14 protein-coding genes are annotated in these 12,067 nt (G+C 65.2%); 9 read left to right on the forward strand and 5 right to left on the reverse strand.

The genetic code is table 11. From position 1 onward, the window contains the following. From NA12_RS31990 to NA12_RS32010, 5 genes are all read left to right on the forward strand, one after another. Positions 1-801, forward strand: an 801-nt coding sequence (locus NA12_RS31990) for a hypothetical protein (RefSeq protein ID WP_218017152.1), incomplete at its 5' end; no start/stop codon positions are given. A gap of 1 nt (position 802) precedes the next feature. Further along, positions 803-2,389 (forward strand): DNA cytosine methyltransferase, encoded by a 1,587-nt coding sequence (locus NA12_RS31995; protein ID WP_067460256.1) that lies wholly within the window; start codon positions 803-805, stop codon positions 2,387-2,389. Between the two features lie 139 nt (positions 2,390-2,528). Further along, positions 2,529-3,071: a hypothetical protein gene (locus tag NA12_RS32000; RefSeq protein ID WP_067460259.1), complete on the forward strand. Its 543-nt coding sequence runs from the start codon at positions 2,529-2,531 to the stop codon at positions 3,069-3,071. Between the two features lie 196 nt (positions 3,072-3,267). Next, the gene (locus tag NA12_RS32005; RefSeq protein WP_165914899.1) at positions 3,268-3,870 is read left to right on the forward strand and encodes a TIGR02391 family protein; all 603 of its coding nucleotides are present in this window, start codon (positions 3,268-3,270) and stop codon (positions 3,868-3,870) included. Between the two features lie 160 nt (positions 3,871-4,030). After that, positions 4,031-4,231: a hypothetical protein gene (locus tag NA12_RS32010; RefSeq protein WP_067460265.1), complete on the forward strand. Its 201-nt coding sequence runs from the start codon at positions 4,031-4,033 to the stop codon at positions 4,229-4,231. Positions 4,232-4,341: 110 nt separating this feature from the next. Here the strand turns inward: NA12_RS32010 and NA12_RS32015 are convergent, their stop codons facing one another. After that, the gene (locus NA12_RS32015; RefSeq protein ID WP_084473347.1) at positions 4,342-5,046 is read right to left on the reverse strand and encodes a recombinase family protein; all 705 of its coding nucleotides are present in this window, start codon (positions 5,044-5,046) and stop codon (positions 4,342-4,344) included. 1,254 nt (positions 5,047-6,300) lie between these two features. Here NA12_RS32015 and NA12_RS32025 point away from each other — a divergent pair. The 3 genes from NA12_RS32025 (at position 6,301) to NA12_RS32035 (ending at position 7,465) form a co-directional block, all read left to right on the forward strand. Continuing rightward, a complete protein-coding gene (locus NA12_RS32025; protein ID WP_067460271.1) occupies positions 6,301-6,501 on the forward strand; it encodes a hypothetical protein in 201 nt (66 codons plus the stop codon). 146 nt (positions 6,502-6,647) lie between these two features. After that, the gene (locus NA12_RS32030; protein ID WP_067460274.1) at positions 6,648-7,073 is read left to right on the forward strand and encodes a DNA-directed RNA polymerase subunit alpha C-terminal domain-containing protein; all 426 of its coding nucleotides are present in this window, start codon (positions 6,648-6,650) and stop codon (positions 7,071-7,073) included. A 38-nt stretch (positions 7,074-7,111) separates the two neighbouring features. Beyond that, on the forward strand, positions 7,112-7,465 hold the full coding sequence (locus NA12_RS32035; protein ID WP_067460277.1) for a hypothetical protein: 354 nt from the start codon (positions 7,112-7,114) through the stop codon (positions 7,463-7,465). Positions 7,466-7,549: 84 nt separating this feature from the next. Here the strand turns inward: NA12_RS32035 and NA12_RS32040 are convergent, their stop codons facing one another. From NA12_RS32040 to NA12_RS32055, 4 genes are all read right to left on the reverse strand, one after another. Beyond that, entirely contained in the window at positions 7,550-8,083 is a 534-nt protein-coding gene (locus NA12_RS32040; RefSeq protein ID WP_067460280.1) for a hypothetical protein, read from the reverse strand. Positions 8,084-8,432: 349 nt separating this feature from the next. Beyond that, positions 8,433-9,677, reverse strand: coding sequence for a hypothetical protein (locus tag NA12_RS32045; RefSeq protein ID WP_067460283.1), 1,245 nt, complete (start codon positions 9,675-9,677; stop codon positions 8,433-8,435). Continuing rightward, entirely contained in the window at positions 9,674-9,892 is a 219-nt protein-coding gene (locus NA12_RS32050) for a hypothetical protein (RefSeq protein ID WP_067460286.1), read from the reverse strand. The genes NA12_RS32045 and NA12_RS32050 overlap by 4 nt, the downstream gene beginning before the upstream one ends. 988 nt (positions 9,893-10,880) lie before the next feature. Then, complete coding sequence (locus NA12_RS32055; RefSeq protein WP_067460289.1) at positions 10,881-11,075, reverse strand: hypothetical protein; 195 nt, start codon at positions 11,073-11,075, stop codon at positions 10,881-10,883. Between the two features lie 270 nt (positions 11,076-11,345). On the opposite strand from NA12_RS32055, the gene NA12_RS32060 reads away from it, so the two are divergent. Next, the gene (locus tag NA12_RS32060; protein ID WP_067460292.1) at positions 11,346-11,981 is read left to right on the forward strand and encodes a hypothetical protein; all 636 of its coding nucleotides are present in this window, start codon (positions 11,346-11,348) and stop codon (positions 11,979-11,981) included. The last annotated feature ends 86 nt before the right edge of the window (positions 11,982-12,067 follow it).

The following is a 12,067-nucleotide window of genomic DNA, read 5'->3' on the forward strand; positions in this document are numbered from 1 at the left end:
GGAGTTTTCATGTCCCTTCGTGACTCGACCACTGCGCCCTACTGCCCCTGCCCCGCCACCGAACCCGGCCACTACGAGGGTCCTTTCGTCAGCGACTGGCACGACAGCGACGACCGGCTGTGGTTCGCCGATGTCGCCCTGGTCGCGGCATTCGTCGGCGAGGCGGTCCGTGCCGAGCTGCTCGGACACACCCTCGATGCCCAGACCCTGTGGGATGTCGTCGATGACGGCTTCTACGGCTGCTTCAAAAACGTCGCGGCGCTGGACCTGCACAACGCCGCACTCGCTCTGACATCGAACGGCGACTTCACGTCGGCGCCCGACGCCGAGGCCCGCGCGTACCGGCTGGCGGCCGAGCTGGTCGAGTACTTCTGCGATCCCAGCCCGCTGCTGCTCGAATGGCACATCCAGCAGGTGATCACCGCGCCCTGGCGCTCCCGTCGCCGTGCACGCAAGGCGTTGCGCCGCTTCGTGCTCACCCACGGACTGAATCCCACCAACGCTGACCACATCGAGGTCCTCGACCGCGGCCGCCGTCACGGCACGCGTACGCCTCAGCTGCGCTATGGCACCTACCTGGTCTACCTCGGTGTCGCCGGTGACGGGTCGGGCCACTACGTCCACGCTGATGTCACTCGTTCGGTGTGGGAGCTGCTCGGCTCTCCCCGCCGGTTGACCCGTGCGGAGTCGGCGATGCTGGCCTACGCCAACAGCGAGGGCCTGTCTGATCTCGAAATGCGCTGGCGCCACACCGTGTCCGGCGCGCTGGCCAAGCTGTCCGACTTCGCGATGGGCGTCTGAGATGAGCCTGCGATCCACGGTGTTCTTCGCTGGATGGGGCGGGGACAGTCAGGGGTTCGACGCGGTCCCCGGTGTCACGACCAGCCTGGCGGGCAATCACAACCCGATCTGTGTCGAGGTCCATGCGCTCAATTTCCCTGACACCTTTCATCTTCCGCCTGGTGATGTCCGCAAGATCGACCTGGCCACGCTGCCCTATACCGAGTTGTTCTGGGCGTCGCCGGCGTGCCCTGCGTGGACCGACGCCAAGGGCAAGAAGCGGTATTTCGATCGGTCGAATCAGTACACGCTCATCGAGGACACCGAACTCGGCGAGCTGGTCGAGGATCCGGCCGAGGCGCGTTCGCGGGCGCTGATCGAGCAGATCCCGCGCTACCTGCGCGCGATGGCCGGTCGCGGTACTCCCGTGCTGGGCGGGGTGATGGAGAACGTGATCCAGTGCCGACGGTGGGACAAGTGGGCCGAGTGGCGGCGTTCGATCGAGGAGATCGGCCCCGGCTACGAGGTCGCCGTCATCGCGCTCAACTCGATGCACGCGATGCCGCGCGTGTGCTCCCCGGCGCCGCAATCGCGTGACCGGCTCTACGTCATGTACTGGTTGAAAACGCTGGGGCGGCGGCCCGACCTGGACAAGTGGCTGCGCCCGCGCGCCTTCTGCGACCGCTGCGACAAGGTCGTCGACGCGATCCAGTCGTGGAAGCAGCCCGGGGTCGAAATGGGCCGCTACGGCGCGCACGGCCAGTACGTGTACCGGTGCCCGTCCAAGACCTGCGCCTACCAGGTCGTCGAGCCGTTCACGACCCCGGCGTCGGCGGCGATCAACTGGGATCTCGACCCTGGCCAGAAGATCGGCGAGCGCACCAAACCGCTCGCGGCCGCGACGCTCGACCGGATCCGGATCGGACTGGAGAAGTACGCGGGCGAGGCGATGCTGAGCCCGGCCGGTGGGACCTGGCGCACCGCGGCGACCCCGCTGTCGGAGCCGATGTCGACGCGCACGACCCGCGAGACCGACGCGCTGGTGCTGCCGCCGATGGTGGTGCAGACCAGCAAGCGCTCCACCCAGCACGCCCGCACCGCGGGAATGCCGATGCCGACGCAGACCACGCGCCGCGAGCTCGGGGTGGCCATCCCACCGTTTCTGACCTCGCTACGCGGCGGGGGCAGCAAGAAGCTCGTCTACGGCGTCGACCAGCCGCTGGCCACATTCTCCGCCAGCGGCTTCCACCACGGCCTGGTCTCGCCTCCTGGCACCGAGCAGGGGCGGGAGGAGCTGCTGGTGCCCTACTACCGCACCGGCGTCACGCGGCCGGTCACCGACCCGATGGGGACCTTGACCACCCGCGATCGTTTCGGGTTGCTCGGTGTCGATCCGGACCGGCTGCTCGCCGAGTGCACCTTCCGGATGCTCGACCCCGACGAGATCCGCGACGGCATGGCCTTCCGCTCGACCTTCAAACCGATCGGCGACAAGCGCACCCAGGCCGCCGGGTACGGCAACGCGGTCACCCCGCCCACCGCGGAGGTGCTGGGTTGCGCACTGGCCGAGGCGATCACCGGCGAACCGATCGAGCGTTTCGTCAACTGACCAGGTGGTGGGACCGGGGTGCCCTTAACACCCCGGTCCCACCAGTCGCATTCTCTCTCAACCCGTAATCGGTACGACCTGCAGCTTGGGGATTCTCGGCGCCACAGCGAGCACCCTGACCGGGGGTTAGCCTGTCGTCATGACATCGGGGGATCTCGACGCTTTGGCTATCGCTCGCGAGCAGCTCCGTCATCTCGCGGACGGGCCGTATCTCGATGATCCGCAGCTCCGGCTGCAGCTGGGTCTGCTGGCCGCCCAGATCGCCTTGGCGGAACGACTTCCTGCCGACCTTCCGCTTCCTGCAGACCTTTTACAAGAGCAGCAGGTCCCCCACCTGCCAGTGACCGTCGGCGAGTGGGACCTGCCCACGATCAAGCGCTTCCTCGAGAGACTGCCCGGGACCGGCATGCAAACGCTGCGGGCCTTGGTCGCCGAGGGAGGCAGCGCTACACCCGCGCGCATCAAGGAACTCATCGGCATGAAGAGCCTGTCGGGCGTGAAATCGGCACAGCAGAAGGCGTTCCGGTCGATGCCCCTGCAGCCGCGGCCACCCGGATGGCTCATCGAGAAGAAGCACACCAACAACAACCAGGACGCCGCGATCGAGCGATACTTCATCCGCTCGGCCCTGCTGCCCTTGGTTGCCGACGCGCTCGACCAGATCGACAAAGATATCCGGTGACAGGTCCTGTCGGCCACCGGAAAGTTGCTGTCGCTAAACCCCGGTGCGCAAAGATAGCGTCATGGCTTTCGAAGGCGTCGACGTCGAATGGGTTCGTGGTCAGCTCCAGAACTTCCTCGACGAGACAGAGCCTGTCTATGAGGACAACTCCAACTCCTGGGTTCTGCGTTGCAGCCGCGGCAGATTTGTCGAGCTGATGGAGGTCGCCGGGGCGATCCTCGATCGGCTCTATCCGGACTGGGCTCAGCAAAATATTCCTGAACTCGGAGCCGACGAGCCAGAGCAGGAAGTGCGGGACGCGGTTCGCCGACTGATCGTGCGCCTCGACTACCAGAACGAGCTGATCGAGCGGCTCGGTGGAACCGATACCGAGCCGCAGATCAGTGCGAGGTCATTGCACCCGCTGGTGTGGAAGGCCGCTACCGCTCAATGGTCGACCGGACACCGACACGAGGCAGTCTTGGCGGCGGCGAAGGCGGTGAATTCGCTGCTGCAGAAGAAGACCAGGCGCCGAGATTGTTCCGAGGGCGAACTGATCAAGCAGGCGTTTTCCCACAATCCGCCCGAGCAGGGCAAGCCGCGGTTGCGCTACGACCGCATCAGCAACGAACAGACGGCCAAGTCCATGCGCATCGGGGTGATGGACTTCGGAGCAGGGTGCTTCGGCGCCATCCGGAACCCGATCGGTCACCTGCCCAACGACGAAGTCGAACTCGACGAACAATCCGCATTGGAGCGCCTCTGTGCGTTGAGTCTGCTTGCGCGCTGGATAGAAGAGGCTGATCTGCTCACTGCCTGAAAACGCTTCGGCGGCGGTCAGGTGAGCAGGCCTTTGCACCCCTGGTCGTTACTGTGCGCTCCGCGCGCCCGAAACAGGCTCTGATCAGCGGTCCGGCGGATCCACGACGTGACGGGTGCGGCCGTATCCAGCTGCGGATCGCAAGAAGGAGTGAAACGACATGTTCCCGTTCGATACGCCGATACCGGAATCGGTGAAGGACACGATCAACAAGGTGATCGCCGACCGTCGAGGTGAACTGTTCGCGGGCGTGATTGAGGCGCTACAGCCGGAAATCGATCGGGCCATTGCGCAGACGACGATCGGTCTGCAGGCTCGGGACGTTGACCCGGAGATCCTGCGGGGTTACCGCAGTCGGTAGTGGCTAGGCCGTGTTGCGTGCCACCGCCCACTGAGTCGGTACGCAACACGGTGGGCCGGTAGTAATCGCGCGGAAAACAACGAAATCGCATGAACCGACGTTGAATCGACCTACGAGTGGAACAGCGGGTGCCTGATATCGAGGGTTGTCTCACCCGTCTCGGTGTCGATGCTGATCGGCCCGACCTCGGGCAGGTACTTGTAGATCGTCGATCGTGAGACGCCGAGCAGTCGCGCGATCGAGGAAACGGTCTCTTCCGGCCGGGTGAGTGCCGCGCGGGCCTGGCGGATCTGCTCGGCGGTCATCGCCGGTGGCCGGCCGAGCCGTTGCCCGCGGGCGCGGGCAGCGGCCAAACCCTCCTTTGTGCCGTCGACGATCAGCTCACGGATGAATTCGGCCAGCGCGGCGAAGACGTGAAAGACCAGCCGCCCGCCGGGTGTGGTGGTGTCGATCGCCTCGTGCAGGGACCGGAACCCGATCCCGCGCTTGCGCAGTCCGGTGACGATCGTGATGAGGTCTTGCAGGGATCGACCGAGTCGGTCCAGCGACGGCACCACCAAGGTGTCGCCAGGCCGCAGGTACTCCAGGCATCGCCGGAGTTCCTCGCGTTCGGTGTCCTTGCCCGACTTCTTGTCGGTGAAGATCTTCTGACACCCGGCCGCGGTGAGCGCGGCGAGCTGACGGTCGAGCAGCTGGCCGGCCGTAGAGACCCGTCCATACCCGACGAGCGCTCCCCCACCGCCGATCGGATCGAGCGCATCCCCGTCGAGGACAAGCGGTTCCGGGAGATCGAGTGCGTTCGACTTGGCGGCCATGCCCAGAACTGTACGAGAAAGGGCTGACACGGATTGTTGAACACTCCGACTTTGCAACACGTTTTCTCGACACCACATCGGCGGACCCGTCCTGGCGCTTCGGGTTCCGGCGGCCGGTGTCGATAAAACGAACGGTTCTCGACACTCACTCCGTAGGCGGCAGCGGCGCGACCGTCAGCGGCCAATTTCCAAGATCATGGAACCGATCAGCTGCGCGTCGCGTCAAAGCGTGTGACAGGGAAATGAACGAAAGGTCAAGTGTCATGAAGCGTTTCATTGCGTCCAGCACCCTCGCATTGGGTCTGCTGGCAAGTATCGGGGTTGGTGTCAGCGCTGCGGACGAGTCCGACGGTACGTATCGAATCGGCTCCTGCGGCGTCTACTACCAATACGACGATGTCCTGAAAGCGTGCGTCTACGTGGGACCGAGCTAGCCACCGTTCGGATTCGGCCAATCCAATCAGGCGACGAGCGGTCTCGGCGGAGTACGCCGGCGCGTCAAAGCCTGCGACAAGAAGACTGCGAAAGGCTAGTGATATGAGGCGATTTATCGTGTCCGGCGCTCTCACGGTGGGGGTTATCGCAAGCGCGTTGTCGATTGCTCCACTCTTGGAGGGCGTCAGCGCATCGGCTCCGGGCCACAGCACGTGCTACCCCGTCAAGGACCCCAGGACGGGCAAGATGCACATCGAATGCATCGATAACTTCAACAGTGCGAGCCCCGCAGTGTCGAAGAATTGATCGTTTCGCAACACCGCCCCTCTCGGGCGGCACGGTGGGGCGGGCCCCTCGCTCTTCTCCGGGCCGTCATCCCCGCGACCTACTTTTGGGGTCGCCTCCGGCCCAACGCATCAGGGTGTCGAGTACTTCCAGCGCCGCACGTCGACGGCTCCTCTTCCTCGACCACACTGCTGGGAGGATGACGCCCGTCATTACCAGGATTGCCAAGAGCCCTGGCAGGCCGACGAGGATCATCGCCTCTTTCGCGTCACTGGCCAAGATGGTGGCCGTTGCCCCGCCCGCAACTGCGGTTTTCGAGACAACCCTGGCCCAGTGGCTAACTGCTCACGCGGGTCGGGATTGCAGCTGTGTGCACGACCATTTCCTCCTTCCAGACGCTGCAGGCTTGGGACTCGTTCCCAGTGGATTGCTGCGCCCAAGAACTAGTGTCCCTTCCCGAGCGGCCGCCGTCGATCAACGCCCACCGCGTGGCGAAACAACGGCGGCAGCTACGCGCGGCGCAAACTTTCAGGCATGCCACCGTGGAAACCGTCTACCGGTAGACCGGAGACCAAAGAGGATGACGACGTTCTACAGCACATCAGCTTCTACAAGGCCAGGGCGCGGATGTACGACCAGCAGGGTGAGCACGAGGTCGCTGCCAAGGTTCGTGCCAAGGCTGAGGAATACCGGGCCGAGGCTGAACGCCGCGGCTTGCTCCTGGCTGGCGAGTAGCCGTCCGATCCCCGACCAGACCGGGATGACGGCAGGTCAGTGGTCTGACACTAGGTGACTTCCGCTGTTCCAGGACCACAGCGAGTAGAACGAACCGGCACCCAAACCCGAACTCGGCTGCGCGACCAGGGTTTACGGTGATGCCTATGAGCGAGGCCACCGCGCCGCAGGATCTGGCGACCATCCAGTTGAAGACGATGTTCACTCCGCGCCTGTCGAACATGCTCGCACGGCAGGGGATCCGCACCCTCGCCGACCTGATGACCTACACCCACCACGACCTGGACAGCCTTCCCGCCTTCGGCGTCGGCACGCTGGCCACGATCGACGCCGCGCTGGCCGAGCGAGGCCTGCGCCTGGAACGGCACGACCCTCACCAGCCCACCCTGCTCGAGGAGTTCGACACGGTGCTCGAACAGCGCGACCAGCTCCTGGCGCTGATCGAGCGGATCACCGACTCCGTCAGCACCGTCGAAGGCCTGCGCGACATCGACACAACGCTGGGCGGCATGGACACCAAACCCACCGTGCGCCAAGCCGCGACCACCCGCCACCGCGACAACCGCGGCTGACCAGGTCTCCCCTGGTCAGCCCACGATCTTAGGACGCTATGAGCGAAGGGTCAGAACACCACGACTTGCCATGGGGCGCGGACCCGCGCGCGCACTGGACACCGGAACAACACCAGGACTGGGCCGACGCCGAACAGGAACTGATCGACCAGGGTTACCGTCCCGCGCAGCCGGTCTGCGAGCTGATCGCGACCGTACCCACGCCAGGCCTCGACCGGTGGGGCTGGATCACGACCGAGTCGAATTTCGAGCTCGCGAACGGCACCACGATCGAGCGCGCGCTACTCGGCGCGGAGATGCGCCTGGTCGCCCGCGAGGCCCATGGGCTCGACGACGACGAGGACCGCGCCCACGTCTACGAACTGCGTCGAGCTCGCGGCCGCCTCAACTGAAGCGTGCCAGCGGTAGCCCATCTCCGCGTTGTGATCGATCTCGACACCGGCTACAAGGTCGGTCGGCGACCTCGAGGTACTGCATCACGACGTTGCGGGGTTCTGGTGAGTCGCGCAGGCACCGCGGCCGCCGGTCGGGATCGCGCAGCGCTTCCCATCTGCCTTGACCGCACCGCACTGCAGATCCGGTGCGTGGACATGACACAGGTTGCGGCCGGCGAGTGGCTCGATGCCGCACGGCCGACCGGACTTCGTCGGAGCCGTGCAGCGCACGCTGGTCTGGTCGATGACGTCGATCCGGGTCTGAACGCGCTCGTTGGTCCGGGTGGCGACGGCGCGGTTGTGCTCGGCTTGGGCCTGGCGGCCGCGTTCAGCGTCGGCGAGGTCCGCCTGGTCCATCCCGGCGTACGGTTCCTCGCCGGTGATCCAGCAGGTCGCGGCGTAGGCGGCGATTCCGTCGCGGCTTTGCGCGTGTAGCCAGATGATCTTGCCGAGCCCCCGGAACGCCAGATCGTAGGGCTCCTGGTCTGGCTCGCGCTCGGTGTGGTGCGCGATGTACTTCACCGCGGCGCGGGCCAGCTCCGCGCGCTCGGGGATGGTCGGTTTGCGACGGGCCATGGGCCGGTACCGTACCGGCCAGCGGCAGCAAGCCTGCTCCGAATCGCGGAAGAGTCCACCTGCAAACATCGAGGTGGCAGCGTATTTCAGCCTCGCCACGTCTACTCACCGGCGAGCTGGCGACGGATGTCTCCGACCCCATCCTCGTCGAACTGGTAGTCGTCGAGGGTCGGCGCGGTGCTCCCGAACTCGTGGCACGAGCGATCCGCTGCTGCTCACGGTGCCACGGTTGTCGAACTCTCGCCGGATTCCTCTTCCCCCGTGCACTTCTCGATCGAAATGCCTTGCGGCAGAGTCCGGTAGAGCGCGGCCCTGCGGGCGTGCCCTACCGGACAACAGCGTTGTCGCGCTACCGCTTGGCGCGGGTGCGCAACGCGCTGGTGATACTGAGCGTCATCATGGCTCCGATGACACAGCCGGCCAGCACGGCGACCGGCACCGGTACGCCGATCGAGTACACCAGCGCCGTCATGGTGGCGCCGACCCCCACGCTGGCTACTCCGATGTACTGCATCAGTTCCAGCCTCGACACCTTGGACTTGGACGTGGTGCGCGCGAAGAAGCTCGACCACACCTCGAACAAGCTCGGCGTCGCGGCGAAAACCAGCAGGGCGAAACCGCCCGCGAGGATGGGATCTTTGGTCCCGGCGATCACCGCGGCAGAGGCAAAGGTCGCCAGCGCCCCCGCGAGCGGGACCCTGAACTTGGAGACCCACCCGGGCACCGCCCTGTCGTAGGACAACCCCTCAATTCCGTGGTTCAAGGACAGCACCGCGAGCACGATGACCATCACCCACAAACTGTGGCGTGGCACCGAGTCCAGCCGCGGTAGCCACTCCGCACCGTGCAGTTGACCGACCAGCAGCAGTACGGCCACGACCAGCTGGAACATCGTCCGCCGGGCGGTACGGAAGACATCCCGGCTTCCGTCCCCCCCGAGTGTCGCCCGCCGGACGAGGGGCGAGAAGGCTTCGCCCCGTCGGCGACGGCCGCTCTGCTCCCGCTGTCGGCGGCCGTCCTGTCGACGATCGCCCCCTGGCTCGTCTGCGAAATCCGCGCTTTCACGCACGTGGGGGATCGCCGGTTCGTCCGCGTGTTCCTCGTCGAAGGCGATCACCCTGCCGTCAGCGGTGATCAGCACGTTGTCGTTGCCGATCAGTGTGTTGTCGGCAATGACGAGCTTTCCGACTGCCTTGGCCACATCGCCGTGGGTGGCCACTGTTTCGAGGGAGGTCACCACCCCGCCGTCAATAGCGACCAGTCGCGGGGGCGTCACCTCCTCAGCCTCGGCGGACAGCCGATCCCAGATCGCGAGGACCGCGCCGACCTGCCCAGGGCCCAGCTTGCAGACGGTGGCGAACTTCGCTACCTGCTCGCGGGACTTGGGCAAGGTGTTGTTGTCCCTGTGGAGGAACCGGTACACCGTCGACCTGGGCAGTTGCGTGTAGGACGCGATCTGTCCACCGGTGAGGCCGACATGGTTCGGCATCTCGCGCATCATCTGCATGAAGCCCGCGGAGTCGCGAATGTCGGAAGGCACGACGAACGGCGCTCGCCGTCCACCGGCCGCCTCTTGGCGCTCGAACGCGTTCACGCCTGGTTCCCCTGTTCCAGCCGGGGGGTGCCGATTCGGCGACCGACCTCCTTGCCCAGCGCGATCAGCGGCGGCGCGGCCACCACCACCGCCAGCAGCAGGCCGACGGTCCGCGCCGCGGTCCACATGGCCTGTTCCGGCGGAACACCGAGCAAGACCAGCGCCAGGCTGTAGGCCATTCCCACGAAGACGAGGAAGGCGGCCGGCCAGGTCACTACCGCGGCTCTACCCCGTAGGGGTGGTGTGGGTGCAGCGTGTACCGGCTGCTCGATCGGCCCGTTCACGGGCTTGGATTTTCGTACGAAGAACGCCGCCATCGGACATACCTCCAGGGCAGGTGTCCGTGCGGGGATAGAGAAGCCCGGGCGGTCCGTCGTCGCGACAACTCAGCGACGACAAATCACCCGGGCGGGACTTCACCCCGCACGGACACCGGTGACACAGCCGAGCACCCTAATGAAAGGTTTGCGTTTCGAAACCCGTTCTCCGAATTGGCCTTCGGAGGCGAGCCGCTCCAGCACATGGACCGGAGCCTGCGCAATTCATTCTGCCAGTTCCGATCACGAATCCGAACGCCGGGGTGCGGGCGAATGTCCAGCGGCGCTAGAAGCTTCCGCAGGTGCGCGGCCGCGCGCTTCAAGGCCGCAGTGGTGTCGCCGCCGAGTGGGCATCACTGCGGCATCGGCCTCGAACTCGCCGAAATAGCTTGTGAATGACCTTTGGTGCCCAGCTCACTCGATGCTGTCTTCAGGGCTGTCTTCAGTCCAACGGCACCGTCCAGCGAGACGAGTTTCTCAAATTCACAAAATAGGACCGCAGTGCAGCTCAGCCGGATTTTTCCGTCATTCCCGCACTTCAGGACACGTTGGACAGTCGGGGTCGGGCTTCGTTGGACACTGTTCGTGGCCTACAGTCATTGAAGAACCGGCGGCGGTCCGCCGGTCGTATGCCCCCGGATGATCGCAATGACACAGCCGAGCACCGGGTGATGGACTCCGTTGGCCCGGATATCCATCCACATCGTCGCCCCTGGACTGCATTTCAGTTCCGGGGCGACGATCGTTTCGAGCTTCCAGCACTCAGATTCCCGGGTTCTGACATATCCCGGACCGGGCGAACAGCACCGGAGATTGTCAGTGCACAGGGGCTCTCCTAGCTGGCACGCCACCTCATTCTTGTGCGCGAAACAGGACACTACGCAGGTCACAGCCTCGGCGAGTCGAGATCACCCGGACTGAAGCGCCGGAAGATGACCGGAAGGCTGGTCGCTCTCGCGATCTCTTTGCTCAACGTGAGCACGCAGTCCTGACACGTCGGGATCACCAGAATGTCGGTGTCCCTGTCCTGCCCGGCGATGACCGCCTGGAGAGACCAGTCCGGCACGTGAGTGCACAGCATCCCGTCAATCCCTTCGCCCTCCGCGTCGAGCGGCCCTATTTCCCGGGTCCGACTCGCTGTCTCAGGTCGGGGATGTCAGCGTCGCGGACTACCCTGCGCATCCTCGGGAACAGCTCCGTACAGCCCAACCACCGCCTCGGAGTACGGTAACCGCGTTCGATAGCTCTTCGCCTTCCACTCTGGTGTTTTCGAAGGGATCGACAGATGGCAAAAAGTCATAAAAAACGCCGTGGCGCAGGAAGACCCGGACCTCACGTTCGAATCCGGACCATGCTGGTAGTCAACCAAGTCGAGGTACGAAGCATCCACGGGTGCGTCACCCTTCGGGTCAGCGACATCGACGGTGACCCGGTCAGCATCGCGCTACCCGGTGAGGCTGTGCTCGACAACCTCACCACGTTCGCCGAAGCGGCCCGAGATGCCGAGGAACAGTACTGGCAGCGGGTCGTGCCCTACGTCAAGAGCCTCAACCTCACCGGCCCGGAAGACGCCGCGCACGCGATGTCGCGGTGGCACCGCTTGCAGCAGTGGGAGCGTGCCGCCAAGCACGCTCCACCACAGGACGTCATGTTCCTGCTGACCAACGCGGGCCACGTCGGAATCGGCGTCAACCCACCCGCGAGCCTTCAACCGGTACTAGCCATCATCGACCCACTCCAGCTACGAAGAATCAGTCCGGGCATGACCTCAGCGGCCCACCAAGCACTGCAAGAGGCGGGCTCCTCACCGTGGCCTACACGCGCGCTGGCCGCACACGAGAGCCTTGTAGGCGAGCCATGGCGGAAACCTCAGGGCAGTCACGAGCCCTCCTTGGAGGAGGCCACCGAGTACATGATGGGCCAGTACACCGACTTCCTGCGAAGGTCACCGTTTGTGCGCTCCCCCGAACACGAGCTCCCGCTATAGCAGCGAATCGAACAGTTCGACGACGAGACCCGAGCCGCCGTCGACGAACTGCTGCGCGACCACGGCCAACTCAACTGACGAAAGGC

The organism is Nocardia alba NBRC 108234 (genome assembly GCF_001612665.1).
Classification (GTDB): domain Bacteria; phylum Actinomycetota; class Actinomycetes; order Mycobacteriales; family Mycobacteriaceae; genus Nocardia; species Nocardia alba.